At 66.1% G+C, this 24,243-nt stretch carries 20 protein-coding genes; 7 read left to right on the forward strand and 13 right to left on the reverse strand.

Annotated elements, in window-relative coordinates; all coding sequences use genetic code 11:
• Positions 1-90: 90 nt before the first annotated feature.
• Entirely contained in the window at positions 91-3,789 is a 3,699-nt protein-coding gene (locus tag EDC62_RS03100) for a hydantoinase B/oxoprolinase family protein (protein ID WP_124220336.1), read from the reverse strand.
• Positions 3,790-4,092: 303 nt separating this feature from the next.
• On the opposite strand from EDC62_RS03100, the gene EDC62_RS03105 reads away from it, so the two are divergent.
• The 7 genes from EDC62_RS03105 to EDC62_RS03135 all read left to right on the forward strand — a co-directional run bounded on the left by EDC62_RS03105 (position 4,093) and on the right by EDC62_RS03135 (position 11,842).
• Positions 4,093-5,073 carry a TRAP transporter substrate-binding protein gene (locus tag EDC62_RS03105; protein ID WP_425469939.1) on the forward strand — a complete coding sequence of 327 codons (981 nt, stop codon included), beginning with the start codon at positions 4,093-4,095 and terminating at the stop codon, positions 5,071-5,073.
• Between the two features lie 21 nt (positions 5,074-5,094).
• Positions 5,095-5,604 (forward strand): TRAP transporter small permease, encoded by a 510-nt coding sequence (locus tag EDC62_RS03110; protein WP_124220338.1) that lies wholly within the window; start codon positions 5,095-5,097, stop codon positions 5,602-5,604.
• Positions 5,597-6,901 carry a TRAP transporter large permease gene (locus EDC62_RS03115; RefSeq protein WP_124220340.1) on the forward strand — a complete coding sequence of 435 codons (1,305 nt, stop codon included), beginning with the start codon at positions 5,597-5,599 and terminating at the stop codon, positions 6,899-6,901. The genes EDC62_RS03110 and EDC62_RS03115 overlap by 8 nt, the downstream gene beginning before the upstream one ends.
• A gap of 102 nt (positions 6,902-7,003) precedes the next feature.
• Positions 7,004-8,005: a recombination-associated protein RdgC gene (locus tag EDC62_RS03120; protein WP_245968725.1), complete on the forward strand. Its 1,002-nt coding sequence runs from the start codon at positions 7,004-7,006 to the stop codon at positions 8,003-8,005.
• A gap of 141 nt (positions 8,006-8,146) precedes the next feature.
• Positions 8,147-9,154 (forward strand): extracellular solute-binding protein, encoded by a 1,008-nt coding sequence (locus EDC62_RS03125; RefSeq protein ID WP_124220342.1) that lies wholly within the window; start codon positions 8,147-8,149, stop codon positions 9,152-9,154.
• A complete protein-coding gene (locus tag EDC62_RS03130; protein ID WP_211330902.1) occupies positions 9,151-10,776 on the forward strand; it encodes an ABC transporter permease in 1,626 nt (541 codons plus the stop codon). The genes EDC62_RS03125 and EDC62_RS03130 overlap by 4 nt, the downstream gene beginning before the upstream one ends.
• Positions 10,763-11,842: an ABC transporter ATP-binding protein gene (locus EDC62_RS03135; protein ID WP_124220344.1), complete on the forward strand. Its 1,080-nt coding sequence runs from the start codon at positions 10,763-10,765 to the stop codon at positions 11,840-11,842. Before EDC62_RS03130 ends, EDC62_RS03135 begins: the two co-directional genes overlap by 14 nt.
• Here EDC62_RS03135 and EDC62_RS03140 read toward each other — a convergent pair.
• The 12 genes from EDC62_RS03140 to EDC62_RS03195 all read right to left on the reverse strand — a co-directional run bounded on the left by EDC62_RS03140 (position 11,839) and on the right by EDC62_RS03195 (position 24,220).
• Complete coding sequence (locus tag EDC62_RS03140; RefSeq protein WP_124220346.1) at positions 11,839-12,132, reverse strand: hypothetical protein; 294 nt, start codon at positions 12,130-12,132, stop codon at positions 11,839-11,841. The genes EDC62_RS03135 and EDC62_RS03140 overlap by 4 nt on opposite strands.
• Before the next feature lie 36 nt (positions 12,133-12,168).
• Positions 12,169-12,423: a sulfur carrier protein ThiS gene (gene thiS / locus EDC62_RS03145; RefSeq protein WP_124220348.1), complete on the reverse strand. Its 255-nt coding sequence runs from the start codon at positions 12,421-12,423 to the stop codon at positions 12,169-12,171.
• A gap of 27 nt (positions 12,424-12,450) precedes the next feature.
• Positions 12,451-13,743: an NAD(P)/FAD-dependent oxidoreductase gene (locus EDC62_RS03150; protein ID WP_124220350.1), complete on the reverse strand. Its 1,293-nt coding sequence runs from the start codon at positions 13,741-13,743 to the stop codon at positions 12,451-12,453.
• Between the two features lie 97 nt (positions 13,744-13,840).
• Complete coding sequence (locus EDC62_RS03155; protein WP_124220352.1) at positions 13,841-15,688, reverse strand: aldehyde ferredoxin oxidoreductase family protein; 1,848 nt, start codon at positions 15,686-15,688, stop codon at positions 13,841-13,843.
• A 13-nt stretch (positions 15,689-15,701) separates the two neighbouring features.
• The gene (locus EDC62_RS03160) at positions 15,702-16,178 is read right to left on the reverse strand and encodes a 4Fe-4S dicluster domain-containing protein (protein WP_124220354.1); all 477 of its coding nucleotides are present in this window, start codon (positions 16,176-16,178) and stop codon (positions 15,702-15,704) included.
• A gap of 303 nt (positions 16,179-16,481) precedes the next feature.
• The gene (gene ntrC / locus EDC62_RS03165; protein ID WP_124220356.1) at positions 16,482-18,083 is read right to left on the reverse strand and encodes a nitrogen regulation protein NR(I); all 1,602 of its coding nucleotides are present in this window, start codon (positions 18,081-18,083) and stop codon (positions 16,482-16,484) included.
• 39 nt (positions 18,084-18,122) lie between these two features.
• Positions 18,123-19,202 (reverse strand): nitrogen regulation protein NR(II), encoded by a 1,080-nt coding sequence (gene glnL, locus EDC62_RS03170; RefSeq protein WP_124220358.1) that lies wholly within the window; start codon positions 19,200-19,202, stop codon positions 18,123-18,125.
• Positions 19,203-19,212: 10 nt separating this feature from the next.
• Entirely contained in the window at positions 19,213-19,698 is a 486-nt protein-coding gene (locus EDC62_RS03175; RefSeq protein WP_124221132.1) for a hypothetical protein, read from the reverse strand.
• A 169-nt stretch (positions 19,699-19,867) separates the two neighbouring features.
• The gene (gene glnA / locus EDC62_RS03180; RefSeq protein ID WP_124220360.1) at positions 19,868-21,283 is read right to left on the reverse strand and encodes a type I glutamate--ammonia ligase; all 1,416 of its coding nucleotides are present in this window, start codon (positions 21,281-21,283) and stop codon (positions 19,868-19,870) included.
• Between the two features lie 200 nt (positions 21,284-21,483).
• Positions 21,484-22,368 carry a competence/damage-inducible protein A gene (locus EDC62_RS03185; protein ID WP_124220362.1) on the reverse strand — a complete coding sequence of 295 codons (885 nt, stop codon included), beginning with the start codon at positions 22,366-22,368 and terminating at the stop codon, positions 21,484-21,486.
• Entirely contained in the window at positions 22,310-23,218 is a 909-nt protein-coding gene (locus EDC62_RS03190) for an EI24 domain-containing protein (protein WP_124220364.1), read from the reverse strand. The genes EDC62_RS03185 and EDC62_RS03190 overlap by 59 nt, the downstream gene beginning before the upstream one ends.
• 30 nt (positions 23,219-23,248) lie before the next feature.
• A complete protein-coding gene (locus EDC62_RS03195; RefSeq protein ID WP_124220366.1) occupies positions 23,249-24,220 on the reverse strand; it encodes a sterol desaturase family protein in 972 nt (323 codons plus the stop codon).
• Between the last annotated feature and the right edge of the window lie 23 nt (positions 24,221-24,243).

A 24,243-nucleotide genomic window follows, 5' to 3' on the forward strand; every position in this document is an offset into this window, starting at 1 on the left:
GCGCGTCGGCTCGCCTCCGAAACACCCGCCCAGGCGGGTGTTTTTTTGCCTTTTCTGCTGGGACGCCGGCGTGAAATCGGGCAGCTACGCTCACGTTTCAGGAGCAAATCCACCGCCGCCTGGGGTGTGGACCTCGAACACGTCGCCGCTTGCCATCGGCACGCTGGCGATGTGGCCGAGGGCTTCGACCCGGCCGTCGGCGCGCAGCACCCGGTTGAGCCCGGGCGCGCCGCTGGCGCCACCCGCGAGACCGAACGCCGGGTACACGCGGCCGTTGCTGAGGATGCTCGCCGTCATGGGCGCGAGGAAGCGCACGGCCCGCACCGCGCCGTCACCGCCCGACCAGCGTCCCCGGCCGCCGGAGCCACGGCGGATCTCGAAGCGCTCGAGCCGCACCGGGTAGCGCCACTCCAGCACCTCGGGGTCGGTGAGGCGTGAGTTCGTCATGTGGGTCTGCACCACAGACGTGCCGTCGAACCCGCCGATGAGCGCTCCCTGATCGTCGAACACGCCGCCCGCACCGCTGCCGCCGGCGATGGTTTCGTAATACTGGCGCTCGGCATCGCCAAAGGTGAAGTTGTTCATCGTCGGCTGGCTGCCCGCCATCACCCCGAGCGCGCCGAACAAGGCGTTGGTGATGCAGGTCGAGGTTTCGACATTGCCGGCCACCACCGCCGCGGGCGGCCTCGGGTTGAGCATCGAGCCCTCGGGGATGATGACCTCCAGCGGCTTGAGACAGCCCGCGTTGAGCGGAATGTCGTCCTCGACCAGGGTACGAAACACGTAGAGCACCGCAGCCATGCAGACCGCCTTCGGGGCGTTGAAATTGTTGGACTGCTGCGCGCTGGTGCCGCTGAAGTCGACGCGGGCGCTGCGCCGCGCGCGGTCGATCTGCACCGCCACCTGGATCTGCGCGCCGTTGTCCAGCGGCAGGGTGAAGCTGCCGTCGCGCAGCCGCGCCCCGAGCTGGTCGATCGCGCGGCGCACGGATTCCTCGGCATTGTCCTGCACGTGACGCATGTAGGCTTGCACCACGTCCAGCCCGAACTGCTCGACCATGCGTCGCAATTCCTGCACGCCTTTCTCGTTGGCGGCGATTTGCGCCTGGAGATCGGCCAGGTTTTGCGCCGGGTTGCGCGAAGGCCAGGCGCCCGAGCGCAGCAGCGCGAGCAACTCGTCCTCGCGCAGCCGCCCGGCTTCGACTAGCTTGAAATTGACGATGCGCACGCCCTCTTCTTCGATCGTCTTGGAAAACGGTGGCATCGAACCCGGCGTGATGCCGCCAATGTCGGCATGGTGGCCACGCGAGCCCACGTAGAACAGCGGCCGCGCATGGCCGTCGACGTAGACCGGGGTGATGACGGTTACGTCGGGTAGATGGGTGCCGCCGTGGTAGGGATCATTGAGCACATAGACGTCGCCCGGCCGCATGGTCTGCGCGTTGTCCCGGATCACCGTCTGAATGCTCTCGCCCATGGAGCCGAGATGCACCGGCATGTGCGGCGCGTTGGCAATCAGATGACCTTCGCCGTCGAAGAGTGCGCAGGAGAAATCCAGCCGCTCCTTGATGTTGACCGAGTAGGCGGTGTTCTGCAGCTGCAGGCCCATCTGCTCGGCGATGTTCATGAACAGGTTGTTGAACACCTCGAGCAGAACCGGGTCCACTGTGGTGCCGGCAGCCACCCGCACGGGCCGCGGTGCCACGCGCTGCAGCAGCAAGTGGTCGCGCGCGGTGAGCTGGGCCTGCCAGCCGGGCTCGACTACGGTGGTGGCGTTCTTCTCCGCGATGATGGCCGGGCCGGCGATCACGTCGCCGGCGCGCAGGTCTTCGCGCACCACCAGCGCGGCCTCCCACCACTGGCCGCCGGAGTACATGCGCGCGGTCTCGCGCCGAGGCACCTCGCGCGCGGCGTGCAGCGGCAGCTGCGGCTCGGCGGGCGCGTCGCCCGCGGCCACGGCCTCGACAGAGACCGCCTCGACGATCAGCCGCTTGCCCTGCATCAGGAAGGCATACCGCTGGCGGTAGGCGGCCTCGAAGCCGGCTTGAATCGCGGCCAGCGCGGCGGCAGGCTCGGCGGTGAGGTCTTCCCCGCAGGGCACGACGAGCGCGGCGTCGCTGCCTTCGTAGCGCACATGCACGCGGCGGTGCACGCGCACGGCGCCGCTGCCGCGTTGCTGACGCTCGAGCTCCGCGCGCGCCTGCGCAGCCAAGGCGTCGAGTGCGGCAGCCAGTTGCGACAGTTGATCGGCCTGCAGAGCGCATTCGAGCGCCTGCTCGCGCATCACGTTCTGGTCGGCCAGGCCCATGCCATAGGCCGAGAGCACGCCCGCGAGCGGATGCACCAGCACCTGCGTCATGCCCAGCGCGTCGGCCACCAGGCAGGCGTGTTGGCCGCCGGCGCCGCCAAAGCACTGCAGCGTGTAACGGGTGACGTCATAGCCGCGCGCCACCGAGATCTTCTTGATCGCGTTGGCCATCTGCTGCACGGCGATGTCGATGAAACCCTCGGCCACCGCCTCCGGGCTACGGCCGGTGCGCGCGGCCAGCTCGGAAAAAGCCTGCTGCACCGGCTCGAGCGCCAGCGGCTCGTCGCCGCGCGGGCCGAACACCCGCGGGAAATACGCCGGCTGGATCTTGCCGAGCATCAGGTTGGCATCGGTCACCGCCAACGGACCACCGCGGCGGTAGCACATCGGGCCGGGGTTGGCGCCCGCGCTCTCGGGGCCGACGCGAAAGCGCGCGCCGTCGAACTGCAGCAAGGAGCCGCCGCCGGCGGCCACCGTGTGGATGCTCATCATTGGCGCGCGCATGCGCACGCCAGCCACCTGGGTTTCGAACTCGCGCTCGAACGCACCCGCGTAGTGCGAGACGTCGGTCGAAGTGCCGCCCATGTCGAAGCCGATCACCCGGTCCAGCCCGGCGATCTCCGCCGTGCGCGCCATGCCGACGATGCCGCCGGCCGGGCCGCTGAGGATGGCGTCCTTGCCGGCAAAGGCGTGCGCGTCGGTCAGCCCGCCCGAGGACTGCATGAACAGCAGCCGCACGCCGGGCATCTCGGTAGCCACCTGCTCCACATAGCGCCGCAGGATGGGCGAGAGATAAGCGTCGACCACGGTGGTGTCGCCGCGGCTGACGAATTTCATCAGCGGACTCGCTTCATGGCTGGTGCTGACCTGGGTGAACCCGGCCAAGCGCGCCAGCCGCGCCGCCGCCTGCTCATGCGCGGGGTAGCGCCAGGCGTGCATGAACACGATGGCCACGCTGCGCAGGCCCCGCGCGTGTGCGTCGGCGAGATCACGCGCCAGCTGCGCCTCGTCGAGCGGCTGCACCACCTCGCCGTGCGCGCCCATGCGCTCCTGCGCCTCCACCACCTCGGCATACAGCAGTTCGGGCAGCACGATGCGGCGGTCGAACAAACGCGGCCGGTTCTGGTAGCCAATGCGCAGCGCGTCGCGAAAGCCGCGCGTGGTCACCAACAGCGTCGGCTCGCCCTTGCGCTCGAGCAGCGCGTTCGTCGCCACCGTGGTGCCCATCTTCACGCAGGCCACCTGCTGCGGCGTGATCGGCTCATCAGGCCGCACACCGAGCAGTTGCCGGATGCCGGCCACCGCGGCGTCGCGATAGTGCTCGGGGTTTTCGGACAGCAGCTTTTGGGTCAGCAGCGCGCCGTCCGGCCGCTTGGCGACGATGTCGGTAAAAGTGCCTCCGCGGTCGATCCAGAACTGCCAACGCGGGTTCGGGTGCACGTTGGAATCGGCGGCGGGGGGCAGAGCGTCGTTTTGCAGCATTTTTTAAACGAAATGAGCCACTTGCCGGCGTGAAATGGTGCGGGACCGCTACAAAAATAGGATTGGTCGCCGCCCTATGCTTAGAGCGAGCTCGCCGCCAGGGCCGCCTGGCCGTCACCGCCAGACATCGTGCATCCCGCGCGGGCGCCGGACCATTCGAGGCATATTACCGGCTCCGCAGCAGCGGCGCCTCGCTGTGGGGCATCAGGGTAAATCCGGGGGCTGCGTGTTCGAGCGAAGGTCCCGAAAACGCAGTCGCGCTGCGATCATTCCCGTCTCACCATCCAACCCTGAGGAGACGCCATGATGCTCAACCGTCGCACCCTTGCCTGCGCCGTCGCGCTCGCCCTGGTCGGCTTCACCGCCAACGCCGGCGCCCAGACCAAGTGGGACCTGCCCGCAGCCTACCCGGCCACCAACTTCCACAGTGAAAACCTGGCGCAATTCGCCGCCGACGTGGACAAGGCCAGCGGCGGCAAGCTCAAGATCACCGTGCATCCCAACGCCTCACTGTTCAAAGCGCCGGAAATCAAACGCGCCGTGCAAGGCGGTCAAGCCCAGGCAGGCGAGATCCTGCTGGTGAATTTCCAGAACGAATGGCCGATTTATGGCGCAGACGGCCTGCCCTTCCTCGCCGACAGCTACGACGAGGCGGTCAAACTCTGGAAAGCCCAGCGCCCCATGCTCGAGAAGAAACTGGCCGAGCAGGGCATGATGGTGCTCTACGCCGTGCCGTGGCCGCCGCAAGGCATCTACTCGAAGAAGCCGATCAACAGCGCCGCCGACCTCAAAGGCGTGAAGTGGCGCGCCTACAGCCCAGCCACCGCGCGCATCGCCGAACTCGTCGGTGCCCAGCCCGTCACGGTACAGGCCGCCGAGCTCTCGCAGGCCATGGCGACCGGCGTGGTGGAAGCCTACATGTCGAGCGGCTCGACCGGCTACGACACCAAGACCTACGAGCACCTGAAGTATTGGTACGACACCCAGGCCTGGTTACCCAAAAACGCCGTGATCGTGAACAAAAAAGCGTTCGACGCGCTCGACAAGCCCACGCAGGATGCGCTGCTCAAGGCCGCGGCCGAGGCCGAGGCGCGCGGCCTGGCGATGAGCAAGAAGACCAACACCGAGACGCTCGAAAAGCTCAAGGCCGCCGGCATGCAGATCCTGCCGCCCAGCCCGCAGCTGAAGGCCGACCTGGCCAAGGTGGGCGAGACCATGCTCAAGGAGTGGCTCGACAAAGCCGGCCCCGAGGGCAAGGCGCTGATCGACGCCTACCGGAAGTAAGCGCACGCCCATCACGCTGCGATGCGGCGCGTCCTCGACACGCTCTATGACGGCGCTGCGGGGCTCGCGGCGCTGTTTTTGCTCGGCCTGCTCACGATGGTGCTGCTCGCCATCGTAAGCCGCCTATGGCACTTCATGGTGCCCGGCATCGACGCCTACGCTGGCTACCTCATGGCCGCCAGCGGCTTTCTCGCGCTGGCGCACACCTTCAAACGCGGCGAGCACATCCGCGTCACGCTCCTCCTCAATTTGCTGCAGGGGCGCTGGCGGCGCGCGCTCGAACTCTGGGCGCTGGCGGTGAGTACGCTGCTGGCCTGGCTGTTTGCGTTCTATGCCGCGAAACTGACCTGGGAGTCGTGGCAGTTCAACGACATCTCCACCGGCAACGACGCCACACCGCTGTGGATCCCGCAGCTCGGTATGGCCGTGGGCGCGCTGATCTTCGCCATCGCCTTGCTTGACGAGCTTTGCCTGGAAGCCCTGGGTCGTCAGCGCCCAAAGGCTTCTGCGGAGGCGCTGCGCAATGAATGACCTCGCCATCACCGCACTGCTGGTGCTGTCCCTGTTCGTGATCCTCGGCAGTGGCGTCTGGATCGGCCTCACGCTGTCGGGGGTGGCGTGGATAGGCATGCAGCTCTTCAGCGCCCGTCCTGCGGGCGACGCCATGGCGGTGACCATCTGGGGCGCGGCCTCGAGTTGGACGCTCACCGCCCTCCCGCTCTTCATCTGGATGGGCGAAATTCTCTTTCGCACCCGACTGAGCCAGGACATGTTCAAGGGGCTCGCGCCCTGGGTACAGGGCCTACCCGGGCGGCTGCTGCACACCAACGTGATTGGCTGCACCATCTTTGCCGCCGTCTCCGGTTCGAGCGCCGCGACTTGCGCCACCATCGGCAAGATGACGCTGCCGGAACTGCAGCGCCGCGGCTATCCCGAGGCCATGACGGTGGGCACCCTCGCTGGCGCCAGCACGCTGGGCCTCTTGATTCCGCCGTCCATCATCATGATCGTCTACGGCGTCATGGCCGAGGTGTCGATCTCGCGCCTGTTCATCGCGGGCGTGTTCCCGGGCCTGCTGCTCGCCGTGCTGTTTTCGGGCTACATCATGGTCTGGGCGCTGCGCCATCCGGAGCAAATTCCGCGCAGCACCGAGCGCCTGAGCCTGGCGCAAAAAATCGCCGCGACGCGCAGCCTGCTGCCCGTGGTGCTGCTGATCGCCGGCGTGCTGGGCTCGATTTATGTAGGCATCGCCACCGCGACCGAAGCCGCCGCGGTCGGGGTCGTCGGGGCGCTCTTGCTCTCGGCGCTACAGGGTTCACTCGACTGGCGCAGCTTTCGCGATGCGCTGATGGGGGCGACACGCCTCTATTGCATGATCGCGCTCATTCTGGCGGGCGCCGCGTTTCTGACGCTTTCGATGGGCTATATCGGCCTTCCGCGGCATCTGGCCGCGTGGATCGCCTCGCTTGGACTGAGCCAGGCGCAGTTGATCGCGGCGCTCGCTGTGTTCTACATCGTCCTGGGCTGCTTCCTCGACGGCATCTCCATGGTCGTGCTCACCATGGGCGTGCTCATGCCGACGGTACAGGCCGCTGGCATCGACCCGATCTGGTTCGGCATTTTCGTGGTGTTGGTCGTCGAGATGGCGCAGATCACGCCGCCGGTCGGCTTCAATCTCTTCGTGCTGCAGGGCATGACCGGCCGTGAGCTGACCTGGATCGCGCGCGTGACCCTGCCGATGTTCGCGCTCATGGCGCTCGGGCTGACCCTCATCTACCTGTTTCCCGGCTTCGTGACCTGGCTGCCGCGGCAAATGATGGCGGGGTGAAGGCCGCCCCGGCCGGTGCTCCTCGCAGGCTTGGCCTATGATGCGCCGCTCGCTCCGCGCAGCCGCACTGTGCTGCGGCTGTGACGCCTCGTCGACATCTCTTTGCATTCACCCCCCGTGTTCAAGAACCTGAGCCTCTACCGCTGCGACGCCGACGCCGCGCGCACCCCTTTGGCCGCACTCGAGGACGCGCTCGAGCCGGCTCGCTTCGCGCCCTGCGCACCCACGCAGGAGAAGGCCGTCGGCTGGATCGAGCCGCGCGGCCAGGCCCATGGGCCGCTGGTCGAGTCCGTCGCGGGCCAGCGCCTGCTGCGGCTGCGGATCGAAACCCGCGCCGTCCCGGGTGACGTGCTGCGGCGGACCGTCGAGGAGCGCGCCCAACACATCGAGCAGACCACCGGACGCAAGCCTGGCCGCAAGGAATTGCGCGACCTGCGCGATGACGTGCGGCTCGAACTGCTGCCGATGGCCTTCACGAAACAGTCCTCGGTCTGGGTCTGGATCGACCCTGAGACCGGCTTGCTTGCGATCGACAGCACCAGCGGAGCGCGGCTTGACGACGTCCTCACCGCCCTCTCGCACGCCATGCCCGCCCTCGCGCCGCGCTTGCTGCAAACCGCGCACACACCGCAAGCCGGCATGACCGAGTGGCTCTCGGCGGCTTCACCCGACGACTGGCCCGGCGCGCTGGCGGTCGAGCGCGAGTGTGAATTGCGCTCCGACGACGAGCAGAAATCCGTCGTCAAGCTCGTCCGCCTCGACCTCCTCAACGACGAAGTCCGCCAGCATCTCGCGCGGGGGCTGCGACCGACGCGGCTCGCCCTCTCGTGGGATGGGCGCGTGGCCTTCGTGCTCACCGAGTCGCTGCAACTGCGTCGGGTGCAATTTCTCGAGGGCGTTTTTGACGCCGCGGGCGACATCGACCCGAGCGAACGCTTCGACACCGACGTCGCCCTCTCGACCGCCGAGTTGCAGCGCGCCATCGCGGGCTTGGTCGAGGCACTCGGCGGCGAGGTGGCTCCTGGCCAAACACCAGCGCCCATCGACGCCCCTGCGGCAGCCGTCGGAACCGCCGCTCCAACGGCTGACGATCCGCCTTTCTGAGCCGCGCCTTGCTCCCTTGGGGACCCACGCGCAGCCTTGTCACAGCGCAAACGGGTCGAACTCAAGGGTCTTTATTGCGAATCATTCGCATCTCTGTTAAAGTGGGGCCCATTGAAACTTCCCACTGAATGGAGCTTTCCCATGCGCCGATGGTTCACCACCGCAGCCCTCCTGCTTGCAGCCGCCGCCGGTCAGGCACAGGCGAACGAAGTCGTTGTCTATTCCGCCCGAAACGAGCAATTGATCAAGCCGCTGTTCGACGCCTACACCCGCAAGAGCGGCACCACGGTGAAGTTCATCACCGACAACGAAGGGGCGCTGCTCGCCCGCCTCAAAGCCGAAGGCGATAAAACCCCGGCCGACGTGCTGATGACCGTCGACGCCGGCAATCTGTGGCTGGCCGCCACGGAAGGCGTGCTGCGTCCCACACCCTCCCCCGCGCTGCGCGCAGCGATCCCCGCCCATCTGCGCGACCCGCAAGATCTATGGTTCGGGCTTTCGGTGCGCGCGCGAACCCTCGTCTACAACACCCGTCGCGTCAAACCCCAAGACCTGTCGACCTATGAAGATCTCGCCGACCCCAAGTGGAAAGGTCGTCTGTGCCTGCGCACGTCGAAAAAGGTCTACAACCAGTCGCTGGTCGCCACGCTGATCAAGGCGCACGGTGAGGAGCGGACCGAGGCCATCGTGCGCGGCTGGGTCGCCAACCTCGCCGCGCCGCCGTTTGCCGACGACACCAAGGCGATGGAAGCCGTCGCGGCCGGGCAATGTGACGTCACCATCGTCAATACCTATTATTTCGGCCGGCTCTTGGCCAAGCAGCCCGAGCTGCCGCTCGCGATCTTCTGGCCCAACCAAGCCCCCGGCCTCGCCTACGAGGGCGTGCATGTCAACGTCTCTGGGGCCGGCGTCACCCGCCACGCACCCCATCCTCAAGAGGCCCAACGGCTGATCGAGTGGCTCGCTTCACCTGAGGCACAAAACCTCTACGCCGACCAGAACCTCGAATACCCGGCCAACCCCGCCGTGCGCCCGGCCCCCGCCGTCGCCGCGTGGGGAACGTTCAAGCCAAACACCATCAACGTGGCTGAGGCCGGCCGGCTCCAGGCTCGCGCCGTGATGCTGATGGACCGAGCCGGCTACAAGTGAGCGTCTTCCACCGAGACAGGCACGCCGGCCAGCGCATCAGGCTGGCCACCTGGGTGTGGGTCACTCCGATCACCCTGCTGACGCTCGCCCCCATCTTGGCCCTGCTGGGCGCTTTTGCCCGGCCGGCGCCCGACATTTGGGCACACCTCGGGCGCCATGTGTTGCCCGAGCTCTGGGGGCACACGGCGGCGCTCGCCCTCGGCGTCGGCGCGGGCGTGCTCGCCGCCGGGGTGCCTGCGGCGGCGCTCACCGCCTTATGCCAGTTCCCTGGGCGCCGCTTTTTCGTTTGGGCGCTGCTGCTGCCCATGTCCCTGCCAGCCTATGTCGGCGCCTTCGTCTGGATCGGCTGGCTCGATTTCTCGGCGCCACTGCCCACTTGGCTGCGCACACACTTTGGCATCGCAGCCCCTCCGATCCGCTCCGCAGCCGGTGCGGTGCTGGTGCTGACCCTGGCGCTCTATCCCTATGTCTACCTCAGCGCCTACGCGGCGCTGCGCGCACAAGGCGTACGGCTGATGGAAGCCGCCCAAACCCTGGGCCACAGCCGACTGCAAGGTTTCGGAAGGGTTGCCCTGCCCATGGCGCTGCCGGCCATCTCCGCGGGCTTGCTGCTGGTTTGGATGGAGACGCTCGCCGACTTTGGCACCGTCGCCGCTTTCAACTACAACACCTTCACCACCGCGATTTACAAAACCTGGTTTGCTCTGCAATCCATCAATGCCGCCGCTCAGCTGGCGGCCATCCTCATCGCTCTGGCGCTCGCCGCAGCCTTGGGCCAGGCTGCGCTGGTTCGGCGTCAGGCGCGCATGGGTACGACGCGAATGACGGCTCCGGGGGCCTTGGTGGCGCTGCGCGGCTGGCGCGCCGCGATGGCAAGCATCTACTGCGGCCTGCTGTGGTTGCTGGCCTTTGCCGCACCGATGGCCCAATTGCTGATCTGGGCCATCCGGGTCATGGCGCAAGACCTGGATGCGCGCTACGTCGGCTTCGCGCTGCACTCGCTCGCGCTCTCGGCCGCGGGGGCGCTGCTCGTGGTCGGCACGGCGCTGGCCTTGGCCTACGCAGCGCGCCTGCAGACGAGCCCCGCTTTGATCGTGGCGCAAAGACTAGCCACCATGGGCTACGCGCTGCCGGGCGCCGTGCTGGCGGTCGGGACGGTCTGGTGCCTGACCTGGCTCGACCACCGGATCGCCGATGCGCTGGACCTGAACCGTCTGCTGTTGAGCAACACGCTCGCCGCGCTGCTGCTGGCCTACCTGGTGCGCTTCCTGGCGGTCGGCTACGGGCCGATCGAGGCCGGCCTGCAAGGCATTTCCCGCAGCATGGACGAGGCCGCGCGCATCCTGGGCGAAGGCACCCTCGGCCGCCTGCGGCGTGTGCATCTGCCTTTGCTGCGCGGAACTCTGGCCACGGCCGCGGCGCTGGCGTTCGTGGACCTGATGAAAGAGCTGCCGATCACGCTGATGACACGCCCATTTGGCTGGGACACACTGGCGGTGCGCGTGTTCGAAATGACCTCCGAAGGGGAGTGGGAGCGCGCGGCCCTGCCCGCCGTCGCGATTGCCCTCGTCGGCCTGCTCCCGGTTTTCCTCCTGATCCGACAGACCGATGCTCGACATTGAAAACCTGGAACACGCCTACGGCGCAAGCACCGTCCTGCGGGGCCTCAGCCTGCACATCCCGGCGGGCGAGGTCGGCTGTCTGCTCGGCCCCTCGGGCTGCGGCAAAACCACGGCCTTGCGACTGATTGCAGGCTTCGAGGCGCCGCGCGCCGGACGCATACGGATCGGCGGCCTCCCGGTGGCCGATGCCCGACCCGGGCAAGAGCCCACCCTCGTCCCGCCTGAACAGCGATTCATCGGCCTCGTGTTTCAAGACTACGCTCTCTTTCCGCACCTGAGCGTCGAAGACAACGTCGGCTTCGGTCTGCGACGCTGGGCTCAAGGGGACCACCAGCGGCGCGTCGATGAAATGCTGGCGCTGACCGGGCTCGATGCCGTTCGGCGTCAGCGGCCCACGGAGCTCTCGGGCGGGCAACAGCAGCGCGTCGCGCTGGCGCGGGCGCTGGCGCCCCGCCCAAGGCTGCTGCTGCTCGACGAGCCTTTCTCCAACCTCGACGTGGAATTGCGCGAGCGCTTGTCGCTCGACGTGCGGGAACTGCTGCGGCATGAAAACATCACCGCCTTGCTGGTGACACACGACCAGCATGAAGCCTTCGCCATGGCCGACCGCATCGGCGTGATGCACGATGGCCGCTTGGTGCAATGGGGCAGCGCCTACGATCTGTACCACCGCCCAGCCTCGCGTTTTGTCGCGGACTTCATCGGCCAAGGCGTGTTCCTGCCGGGCGAGGTGCTGAGCGCCGATGCCGTGCAGATCGAACTCGGCGTGCTGCGCGGCGTCGATGTCGCCCAATGCGATGGCGGCAGTTGCCTGGCGCTGGGTCGAGGCGCCGCCGTCGACGTGCTGCTGCGACCCGACGACATCACCCACGACGACGCCAGCCCGATCCAAGCCGAAGTCGTGCGGCGCGCCTTCCGAGGCGCCGAATTCCTCTACACACTCCGGCTCGACAGCGGGCGACAGGTGCTGTGCCTCGTCCCCTCCCACCACAACCACGCCATCGGCGAACGCATCGGCATCCGACTGGCGGTGGACCATGTCATCGCGTTCGCTCGGCCAGACTAGCCACCCCCTCGGTGGGTGTAGAGATCGAAGCGCTTCATGAAGCGTGCGCGCTCGGCTTCATCGACCGACTCGAAGCCAAACGCGACCAGCAAAGTCGGCAGATGCAGCAAGGCGATGCGTCGCGCAGGCCCCTCCTGCCAGCGCAGGGACAGCCGGCCTGTGCCTAGGCTGACGTCGGCAGCGCCCGGGTGCAAAACCCAGGAATGCTCGCCGATGGCTGCGGGCAACCAGCGCAGCCACTCGGCTTCGGTGCATGCCATTTCGCGGGTAAAGCGCTCAGGCGTGGCCATCCGAAAAACGCTCGAGTGGCAACAGCGGCCGCGTCGTCATCCACCCGCAATCGGCGGCCAGATCGCCAGCGCATCGCCTTCGCTGAGGGTTCGCGTCGCACGCTCCTCCGGGGGAATGTACACACCGTTGACCAAAACCAAGTGCACGAGTTTCGGCGGCAGGCCCAGGGGCTCGATGACATCGACGATGGTGGCGTCCGGGGCCACGTCCAATTCCACCTGGTTGTCCCGCCGGGCGTGCGCGGGCAGGTAGTCGGTCAGCGAGGCAAACAGCTTGAGCGTGATGCGCATGGCAGTCGGCGGTTCATGCGCGGCCGCTCAGCGCCGGCGGGTGTCGGCTGCGCCCGACCATTGGCCTTGCCCCTGGGCAGCGGCCAGGTAGGCCTCGGCAAGCAAGGTGGGGTTGCGCAACAGTTGGTCCTTCCACGCGCCCAGAGGCACCTGCCCTTCGACCAGACCCCGCATCACCCCCACATGCTCGGTCCAGCCGACGCTGTTGCAACCGACCAGCACGTCGTCCTGGAACTGCAAGCTGAGGTGCCGGTGCGCCGCCGCGTCGGTCAGCTCGACATGCTCGCCCCCGGGGACGCCCTGCCAATTGCCGAAACTCGCTGAGATCAAGCCCAAGGTATCGAGCACGTTGATCTGCGTGACGCCTTTGAGCTCGGCCTGTGGCGGCTGCGGGTGACGGGCCATGTTGAGAGCGGCCACCCGTGCCTGCTCGGCTGCATTGGGCTGGATCGCACTGATGATGGTCTGGCCGCTGACCTTGTCGTAAGCCTCCGCGCAGTCCCCTGCGGCATAGATGCCGGGCACATTGGTCTGCATGTGCTCATCGGTGAGCACTCCTTGCAGACAGGTAATACCCGAATCCGCCAAAAAACCGATCGTCGGCTTGACGCCGGCGGCGCTGATGAGCAAATCCGCCTCCAGGGTCTGCCCGTTCGAGAGCCGCACGCGCAAGGGCGCACCGGGCTCCACAGCCTCGATGCGGGTGCTGGTGTAGACACGCACGCCTTTGGATTCGCACCAGTCGCGGATCATGCCGCCTGCGGTCGGCCCCATCATGCGCGGCACCATGCGGTCGCCCATCTCGACGACCGACAGGTCCACGCCGCGCGCAGCCAGAGCCTCCATGATGATGCAACCGATGAAGCCTGCCCCCAGTTGCAGTACCCGCGCGCCCGGCTGCGCGCGCTTGAGGATCTCCCTCGCATCGGCCAGCGTCCAGCAGTGCAGCACGCCTTCCGAGGCTATGCCAGGTACCGGCGGCTGCACCGGCGTGGAGCCGGTGGCTATCAGCAAGGTATCGAAGCTCAGGACTTGCCCGTTGTCGAAGTTCACCGCTCGCGCTGCGGCGTCGACCCGCACCGCACGTGCCCGCAGGAGCTCGATGCCCAGCGATTCGAAATGGCGTGGGTCCTTGCGCAGATAGGTGCCCGCCTCGCCGATCTGACCGATCAGGAGGTAGGGAATCGCCATGCGCGAGTACGGCGGCTCGGGCTCGTCGCCCACGAGCGTGATGCGATCCTGCGCCGGCGCGTGGCGACGCAGGGTTTCGGCGGCAATCACGCCGGCCGGACCACTACCCAGGATGAGATGGTGCGTCATAGAGAAATCCGTCCCGGTTCGATTGGAAGGGAAGAAAAAAAGGGGCGAGACTCGCGCCCCGCCCCCCCTGTGAAGCCATCGTGTGCGGATGCGCGAGTCAGAGGCCGAGGCGCGCGCGGGTCTGCGCCGTAGGACGGCCCTCGGCGTCCCAGCCACGCACCTCATAGTAATGCGGCAGCATCTTGGCCAACTCGTTGACCTTGCCCTGGGTCGGCCCGGTCTTGCAAGGCTCGGTCAACAACCGTGGCGGCAAGCTGTCGTCCTTGGCCGTGAAGCCCGCGGCGTTGTTGAATTCGCGCTCAAGGTTCCAGATGCGCTCGCCGATTTTTTCGAGTTCCTCTGTGGTGAACTCTTCACCGATGGCCGCCTGCAACTGGGGCGCGAGGTCGGTGAGCCCCCAGGCGAAGGTGGTGAACACGCACAGCCCCGAGGAATCGAAGGCCGCCGTTGCATCCTGGAAGGCTTTGACCAGCTCGGGCTTACCTTCGGTGCTGAGCGGATCGGTCTTGACCGGAATGCCAAGCACTTCGGACGCGATGGTGTAACCGCGGAGGTGGCATCCGCCACGGTTGCTCGTGGCGTAAGCCAAGCCGATGCCCTGGATGCCGCGGCCGTCGTAGGCCGGGAACTCCTGCCCTTTGCTGCTCATCGACAGATCGGGCCGCCCGTATTTTTCGGTCAGGCGCTTCGAGCCCAGGCCAACCTCTTTGCCAAAGCCACGGCCCTGCGCCGTTTCCTCGACCAGAAATGCGAGCGCCGCAGCGGAGCCAAAGGGCGCCTCGATCCCGATTTGCTCCTTGGTGAGGATGCCGAGGTCATAGAGCTCCATGACCGCACCCACCGTCGCACCGAAGCTGATGGGATCGATTCCCTGCTCGTTGCAAATCATGGTCGCGTACTGCAGGCATTCGAGATCGTTGACACCATTGGCCGCTCCAAGCGCCCAGGCCGCCTCGTACTCGAGGCCACCGCTGGCACCCCAATATTGCGGCTTATTGGCGACCGTGAAGTGCGTCTGATCGATTTTGCTGATGCGGCCGCATGCAATGGTGCAGCCAAAGCACGCCTGATTGGTGACCAGTTGCGGCTTGCCGTCGGTCTTGCGGGGCGTGGCCATCGCCTCGGCCGAGATGTCCTTCGCACCCTCGAACTGGTTGTCGCGGTGGTTGCGCGTGGGCAGCGCACCCACCTCGTTGATGACGTTCATCAGCACCTGGGTGCCGTAGGTCGGCAGGCCCTGGCCGGTGACGGGGTTGTCGTGCAGGATCTGCTTTTTTTCCTTGGTGACGCGCATGAAGGCCTTGGGGTCGCGGATGTTGCCCACGCCCTTGGTACCGCGCACGGCGATGGCCTTGAGGTTCTTGCTGCCCATCACGGTCCCGACGCCCGAGCGGCCCGCCGCGCGGTGCAGATCGTTGACCACCGCGGCATACAGCACGCCCACCTCGCCCGCCTTGCCAATGCTCGACACGCGGGTCAGGGGGTCTTGCAAGCCCTTCTTGATCAGCTCCTCGGTTTCCCAGACGCTCTTACCCCACAGATGCGAGGCATCGCGCAGTTCGGCCACATCGTCGTTGATGTAGAGATAGACCGGCTTGTCGCTGCGTCCTTCGAAGATCACCATGTCCCAACCGGCCATTTTCAGCTCGGCACCCCAATAGCCGCCGGAGTTGGAACAAGCGATCGCTCCGGTCAGCGGGCTCTTGGTGGAGACGGTGTAGCGCCCGCCGGTGGACGCCATGGTTCCAGTGAGCGGACCAGTCGCCCAGATGATCTTGTTGTCGGGCGACAGCGGATCGACCTTGGGGTCGATTTCACTCGTCAGGTATTTGGCCGCGAGCCCGCGCGAGCCGAGGTAGGCGCGCGCCCAGTCCATATTCAGCGGCTCCGGCGTGACCGTGCCTTTGGTGAGATTGACGCGGAGAAGTTTTCCAGCCCAAGACATGATGTGACCTCCTTCAGGCGGCAGACGGCTGGTTGCCCAGCTTGTCGGCCCATTGCTGCATCTTGGAAAGACCGGTCCAGTTGGCGTCGATGAAAGTGATCGCGCCGGTCGGGCAGGCGTCGGCACAAGCGGGCTCACCGCCGCAGAGATCGCACTTTTGCACTTTGCCAGTCTCGGCCACGTAATTGATGGTGCCGAACGGACACGCGATGGTGCAGACCTTGCAACCGACACAGGTGGTTTCGTTGACGACCTTGGCTCCCGTGAGCTTGTCCACGGTGATCGCCTCCACTGGGCAGGCATGCAGGCACCAGGCTTCGTCGCACTGGGTGCAGGTATAGGGGACTTTCTTGCCCGTGTGGTGGAAGTCAAAGACTTTGATGCGCGACTTCGCCGTCGCGTACACCCCGTAGTTTTCGAACGAGCAGGCCATCTCGCACTGGAGGCAGCCCGTACATTTGTCGGGGTTGATGTGCAGCATCTTTTGCATAAAAGCGTCTCCTCGAATGGGCATCCATGATTGACCCGGACGCTGTAGACCGGCCCAAGCCAAAGGCAACGCTGAGCAAGTTCCCGCGAAGGCGCACGAGCGGCCGCGGAATGGGATGCGAGGCGCAAACCGCAGCCATAGCCGCAGCTATGGCGAGGATTTGCTTTCGACGCAGACCGCCCGCAGCTGGGATGCGCGACGCGCGGGGGACTTGTTCAGCGTTGCCTCGGCCCATTCTTGGTCGCCTCGCCGGGCGAGGGATCAGCAATTACCCTAGGTGCTGCGACCCTAAGCAAAAGATTCTCAGTCTGAGACAGTCGGCGCGCCCGGCGGATCGTCCCGGTCGGACGGTGGAACGCTGGGAGCCACTCGCCCCTCCAGCCCCAGTTCCTGCGCTTTGCGCGTAAAGGTGTTGCGCCCGATGCCTAAGCGCAGCGCCGCGTCCACGCGACGGCCATGGGTGACCGCGAGGCCGGCCTGAAGCAGCTGGCGCTCGACGCGTTGCACCAGCGTGTCCCAAACCTCGGGCTCGCCGCGCAGCAAGCGCTCGACCGCTTCTTCGAACAGGCCCACGGACCAATCCGTGGCGGCCGTCGATGCGGGGAGCGGTGCCGGTGTTCCAGCGCTTTCCTCTGCCGTGCGGGGCTGCGCACGCGGTGGCGCGCTGTCGGTCGCGTCGGCGCGAGCCGACGAAGGCGCTTGCGCGCCCGCCTGGGCCAAGCCTTCGAGGACCTCCGGCGGCAAGTCTTTTTCATCGACCGTCTGCGCGGGGGCCATCACCGTCAACCAGTGACAGATGTTTTCTAGCTGGCGCACATTGCCGGGAAAATCGTAACGCTGCAGCGCGGCCAGCGCCGCATCCGAGAGGCGCTTGGGCTCGACCCCAAGCTGCTGTGCGCTGCGCTGGAGGAAATGCCGCGCCAACATCGGGATGTCTTCACGGCGCTCGGCCAGTCGCGGCAGGCGCAGGCGGATCACGTTGAGCCGATGAAACAGGTCTTCGCGAAAGACGCCGTCCCGGACGCGCTGCTCCAGGTTTTGGTGGGTCGCGGCGATGACGCGGACGTTGGCGTGAATCGGCGAATGGCCGCCGACCCGGTAGAACTGCCCGTCGGACAACACACGCAGCAAGCGGGTTTGCAACTCGAGCGGCATGTCGCCGATCTCGTCGAGAAACAGGGTTCCACCGTCGGCCTGCTCGAAGCGGCCACGGCGCAAGGTCTGCGCGCCGGTGAATGCGCCGCGCTCATGACCGAAGAGTTCCGACTCCAGCAGGTCTTTCGGAATCGCGGCGGTGTTGATCGCCACGAACGGCCCGCTCGCACGCGGGGAATGTCGGTGCAAGGCCCGCGCTACGAGCTCTTTGCCCGTGCCGCTTTCCCCCGTGATGAGTACGGTCACATGGCTCGGCGAGAGCCGACCGATGGCCCGGAACAAGTCCTGCATCGCCGGCGCCTGGCCGAGCATTTCCGCCGCGCCGGTGTTCTGTTCTTCGGCGCGCTGCTGCTGTTCACGCTCCTCATAGGCTCGGCAGATCAGGGTGACGGCCTTGGATACATCGAACGGCTTGGCCAAATAGTCGAAAGCCCCACCCTGAAACGCCCCGACCGCACTGTCGAGATCGGAGTAGGCCGTCATGATGATCACGGGCAACTGCGGCTTGGTGCGCCGCACCTCGGTCAGCAGGTCGAGGCCGGAGCCCCCGGGCATGCGAATGTCGCTCACGAGCACGCCAGGCTCCTCGAGCGCGCGCGCCTCGGCCGTCAGGGTGTCGAGATGAGCGATGGCTTCGAGAACCTGGCTGGGCCGCTCGAAGCTGCGCGTTGGAACATGCTCCCGTTGCAAGGCCCGCTCCAGCACGAAGCGGATGGAGGGGTCGTCATCAACGATCCAGATCGGTTTCATCGATTCATGCTCCGGTGCGGCAGCCCGAGGCACGCAACCTCATGGCAAGGGAATCACAATTTTGAAAACGGTCCGACCCGGAGCACTCTCACACTCGATCAAGCCTTGATGCTGCTGCACGAAGGTCTGCGCCAGTGTGAGGCCCAGACCTGAGCCACCTTCGCGCGCCGAAACCAGAGGCAGAAACACACGGTCCTTGATCGAGTGGGGAATGCCGGGGCCGTTGTCGATGACATGCAATTCCAGTGCCAGCCGGTGCCGGTGGCTCCCGAGCGTCACCTGCCGGGCGACCCGTGTGCGCAAAACGATGAGGGCGTCACCGCGGGCACGCCGCTCCGCGAGCGCCTGGGCAGCGTTTTGCACCACGTTGAGCACGGCCTGAATCAACTGTTCGCGGTCGCCGCGGAACTCTGGGATCGAGGTGTCGTAGTCCCGCTGGATGCTCAGTCCCGCCGGATACTCGGCCAGAACCAGGGTGCGGACCCGCTCGCACACCTCATGGATGTTGACGTCACCCACGACTTGAGGGGAGCGGTGCGGCGCGAGCAAGCGGTCGACCAAGCCTTGAAGACGATCGGCCTCATGGACGATCACCTGGGTGTAGTCCCGCAAAGCGGGCGTGGACAGCTCGAGATCGAGCAGCTGAGCCGCGCCACGAATACCGCCCAGCGGGTTTTTGATTTCATGCGCGAGGTTGCGCACCAGTTCCTTGTTGGCCGCGGCCTGATCGACGAGTCGCTCTTCCCGCTCCTTGCGGACCTGCGCCTCCAGCGGAACGAGCTCCACCACCGCCCGGTGCGGCGCCTCGGCTCGCGTCACGATGACGTGCACCGGTAAAGGCTCGCGCTGGGTGCGGCGCAGCTGCGCCTCGTAGCGCAAGGCGGCGTAGGCGTTGCGTTCGAGCCCGTCGAGCGCGTGGACCAATGAGGCACCATCCTGGAACCAGTCCACCAACAAGGTGCCTTCGACCAAGCGCCGAGGCAGGCCCAATGCATCCTCGAGCGCCGCGTTGGCAAACACCACCCGATGGTCGGCATCGAGCACCGCCACCAGCGTGGCCAGGCTGTCAAAAGCGCCGAACGCAATGCGCGCAGCGCTCTCCCCACGCTGCCTCTTCATCCCGGGCTCCTCAACGGGCGTCGGAGCCACCGCCGGGGGCACCGAACCGGCTGAGCTCCCGACGGATACCGGCGATGTCGGCCTCGGTGCGCGCGATCGCCGCCTTCAGTTCGGCAACACGGTCGAGGTACTTTTGATGGTTGCGCGCCTCGATGCCGATTTTGTCGGGCTGCCCATCTTTGTACTCGGCGCGCAGCTCCGCGAGTTTGGCTTCGGCACGCTTGAGTTCGGCCTCGAGGACGGCACGGGCATCGGCGTCCCGTGCCCGCTGTTCGTTGGGGTCGATCCGGTTGCCTGGAGACGCCACCGAAGCACCGGACGCATTGGGGCGGGAAGCCGGCGCCGCGTTGCGCGCCCGATTGCCCTGAACGACCGATACGTTGGCACCATCGATGAGCTTGCAGTTTTTGTCTCGCGCTGCCGCAGGGTTATTGGTGTATTCGTTCCCACAGCGGTAGATCGGCTCTTGAGCCCAAACGGGAAGCGCCAGCCCCATCGACGCGGCAGCGCAGGCGAGCAAGTGAGTTAGTTTCAAACCCGAACCTCCGAAGGGTAACGCAGGGCACACAGGTGCAAAAGTATCGGACAAATCGCTGCTCCCGACGCTGCGCGCAGAAAAAAGGGGACGGTCGCAACCGTCCCCTTTTTCCCGATGCGCCGTCGTCTTACAGCGAATAGTACATGTCGTACTCGACCGGGTGCACCGCCATGCGGAAGCGCGTGACCTCGCTCATCTTGAGCTCGATGTAGGCGTCGATCATCGAGTCGGTGAACACGCCGCCCTTGGTCAGGAAGGCACGGTCCTTGTCGAGATACTCCAGCGCCTGGTCGAGGCTGTGGCAGACGGTGGGCACCAGCGCGTCCTCCTCGGGCGGCAGGTGGTAGAGGTCTTTGCTGGCGGCTTCGCCCGGGTGGATCTTGTTCTCCACCCCGTCGAGGCCGGCCATCATCAGCGCCGCAAAGCACAGATAGGGGTTGGCCATGGGGTCGGGGAAGCGGGCCTCGATGCGGCGTGCCTTGTCCGACGCCACGTGCGGAATGCGGATCGAGGCCGAGCGGTTGCGGCTGGAATAGGCCAGCTTGACCGGGGCTTCGAAGCCCGGCACCAGACGCTTGTAGCTGTTCGTCGTGGGGTTGGTGATGGCGTTGAGCGCCCGGGCGTGCTTGATGATGCCGCCGATGTAGTAGAGCGCAAAGTCACTCAGGCCCGCGTAGCCATTGCCCGCGAACAGGTTTTTGCCGTCCTTCCAGATGGACTGGTGCACGTGCATGCCGCTGCCGTTGTCACCGGCGTAGGGCTTGGGCATGAAGGTCGCCGTCTTGCCATAGGCGTTGGCGACGTTCCAAACCACGTACTTGAGCGTCTGCGTCCAGTCGGCGCGCTCGACGAGCGTGCTGAACTTGGTGCCGATTTCGTTTTGGCCAGCGCCAGCCACTTCGTGGTGGAACACCTCGACCGGAATGCCCATCGACTCGAGGATCAGCACCATCTCGGCGCGCATGTCCTGGGTGCTGTCGACCGGCGGAACCGGGAAATACCCGCCTTTGGTGGTCGGGCGGTGGCCACGGTTGCCGCCTTCGAGCTTGGCGCCCGAGTTCCACGGCGCTTCGTATTCCTCGATCGCGTAGAACGGGTTTTGCGGCTCGGTGCTCCAGCGCACGCCGTCGAAGATGAAGAACTCGGGCTCGGGGCCGAAGAACGCCGTGTCACCCAGGCCCGAAGCCTTGAGGTAGGCCTCGGCGCGCTTGGCGACCGAACGCGGGTCGCGGTCATAGGCCTTGCCGTCGCCGGGCTCGAGCACGTCGCAGACCAGAATCAGCGTGGACTCTTCGAAGAAGGGGTCGATGTTGGCGGTGTTCGGGTCGGGCATGAGCAGCATGTCCGACGCCTCGATGCCTTTCCAGCCCGCGATCGACGAGCCGTCGAAGGCATGGCCTTCACTGAACTTGTCTTCGTTGAACGCGGAAATCGGCACGGTCACGTGCTGTTGTTTGCCACGGGTATCGGTGAAGCGGAAGTCAACGAACTTGACTTCGTTTTCCTTCACCATCTTCATCACGTCGGCGACGGTCTTGGCCATCAGATGCTCCTGGGTTGAAAGCGAGGGACGAAAAAATCACGAAAACGGCATGCAGCTTCCGTGCCAGATTGACCCGATGCCGCAAGGTTCGCAACCCCACATTGTGCCTTGGCTGAGGCCATCCTGAATATGAAAACAATCCGCCGCCGGGTGCATGATGCGCCAACTTGGTGCATATATGCTAGATCTATTTTGGTGCATCAAATTTTGCGCACCACTTCGGGGCCAATCCGCGCTGCAAATGCCTTCAGGCCGTCCACGAGCGCAGGCCAGGCCTGCTCGACCGCTTCGGGCGAGCCTTTGAGCCCGAGTTCAATATGTCGCCCCCACTGCGGATGATCCACGCTGGGGAGACTGAAGACCTTGACCGCCGGATGCTCGGCTTCGATGCGCTGCATCAGCGGAGTCAGGGTCGCCTCCATGGCATCAAAGACGACCAAGGAGCGTTCCACCCACCCTCCGCGCTGAAAGCGATCCGAATAATGATGATCCAGCACCCACTCGATCATCGGCCAGGCCATGACCGGGAAGCCCGGCACGAAGTGCACCATGCCACCCCCCGGACCGGCGCAACTGAAGCCCGCAATCCGGTTGTAGGGGTTGGGGATGAGCCGCGCGCCCACCGGGAACACTGCCATGTTGAGACGGTGTTCGTTCTCGGCGCGGTCGGGGTCGTAGGGCTCGCCTTTCTCGGCAGCGATTTCGCGCATGCGCTGGCGGATCAGCTCGGCCGCTTCGGCGTGCAAGGCCAAGGGCACACCCAGCGCCCGCGCAGCACATTGGCGGGTATGGTCATCGGGCGTCGCACCGATGCCGCCGGTGGAAAACACGGCATCGCCCGACGCGAACGCCCGCCGGAGCACCGCGGTGATGCGCACCGGGTCGTCGCCCACATACTCGGCCCAGGCCAGCGCCAAGCCGCGCGCGCCCAGCAGCTCGATGACCTTGCCGAGATGCTTGTCGGCACGCTTGCCCGAGAGGATCTCATCGCCGATGACGATGAGGCCAAACCCCGGCGATCGGGACTCAGCGGGGAGCGGCGGGGGCGGATGGGGCGTCGAGAGGTCGTGCGGCTTCGGATTCATCCGGCAATGCTAGCGCGTCCGCAGGCCCCGGCGCGGGGGCTTGCGGCGCGGGAGCCGCTTGCTGACGCAGTTCAGCCAGCGCCGCCAGGCAGTAATGGGCGAACCACAACGAGGAAAACGCAAACACCAGCGTGTAGAGCCACAGTGCCAGCGGCACGAGGATCAGGAAGGCCGCAGCAAACAGTGCACCCGAAGCCCACACCAGACTGGGCGCCGCACCCAGATAGCCGCAAATCACCCCCATAGCGAGCAGCTTGCCGCGGTGCGCGCGAAAGATCGCCTGTCGTTCGTCGCGGCTGGCGTGCTCGGCGAGGGCGTCGAAAGCCATGACCCGATAGGTCAGCCAGCCCCAGATCAAGGGCGGCAGGATGAGGATCAGCGGTGGCACCAGCCACAGCGGCATCGAGACCAACATCGCCAGCAGCGCGGCTAGCGTCGAGCCGAGCGACCAGAGCACGCTCCAAAACAGCGAGCCGCCGTGCCGCCGCTCGAGCTGCGCAAAGCGGCGCTCCGCAACCAGCGCGACCATGGCCGGCGTCATCAGCATGGCCACGACCAGCAGCGACACCAGGGCGAGCAGCGGCGTGACGGTAAAGATGACGATGAGCGGCGCCAGTGCTGCCTTGAGCCGCGCCAGCCCCATGCCGTCGAGCCAGTTCCAAAGCGGCGTGGCCCAGTCCGAGCCGTCGAGCAGACCCCGCACCCAGGCGACGGCCGACTCCCACCAAAACCAGCCCAAGCCGAGCGCGAGCGCGATCGTCAGCACCAGCGGCAACACCGACAGCGCGATCACCCGCGGGCGCAGCAGGTAGGCGACAGCGCGCCAAAAAGAATCCAGAAGCAAAGCCATGGCTGCAGCATACCGGGCTGCCCCTGCCGGTCAAGCCCGACCGACGAGGCGCTTCAAGCCCAGCCACTGCTGGGACCAGAAGCCGTCTCCATAATCGCGGCCCTGCTCGACCTGGTCGCGCACGCCGGTGGGCTCCCAACGATCGGCGAAGTTCGCGGTGCCGAGCAGCATGTCCCACCACGGAAACAGGACGCCGAAATTGCAGCCGCCGAGCGGTGCCGCGCGCTGACCGTCACCGGCCGGCGCTTCATGGCCGATGCCAATGGCATGGTGCAGACGGTGAAAACGCGGACTGATCCACAGCCGCTCGCCGATGTGTCCAAAAGACAAACGCAGGTTCGCATGCTGCAAGCTCTCGCTGAGCTGGCTGAACGCAACGAGCGCGACGAACTGGCCCGGCGGCACGCCGATGAGCACGGCGAGCGCGACGAACAGCAGGTCGACGATGATGCTGTCGAGCAGATGGTTGCGGTTGTCGGTCCACATCGTCACCTGGCGCTGTGCGTGGTGCAAGGCATGGAGCCGCCACCACCACTCGAACCGATGCTGTGCGCGGTGCACCCAGTAGTTGATGAAATCAAACACCACGAGGTAGAGGAAAAAGCTCACCAAAGCCTGGTCGGTCACACCGGGCCAGAGCTGATCGAGGTGAAAGGTGGGCAGACCGTGCGCACGCAGCACCGCAATGCCCGACTCGAGCCAGTTCTCGAAGGTGAAGAACATCACCAGCTTGAATAGCCCCAGTCGGTGCAGCAAGGTGTAGAGCACATCCACCCGCACCGCACGCCGATCCGTCACGGGCTCGACCGGGCGCCAGCGCTGCAAAGGCCCGATGACCAGCAGCATCACCGCAATCTGGATCAGCCCAACGAGCACCCAGCCCGTGCCCTCATAGGCTTGCTCGAGCAGATTGCCCCAGCCCAGCGCGAAAGCGACCGGCTGCACGATGGACTCGAACAGCCCCTCCTGCACCCGGGAAAAGACATCCAACCATCCGTCCATGAGGCGTATTTTGGGGAAACCGG

Origin of the sequence: Tibeticola sediminis (genome assembly GCF_003843835.1) — a bacterium.
Classification (GTDB): Bacteria; Pseudomonadota; Gammaproteobacteria; order Burkholderiales; family Burkholderiaceae_C; genus Tibeticola; species Tibeticola sediminis.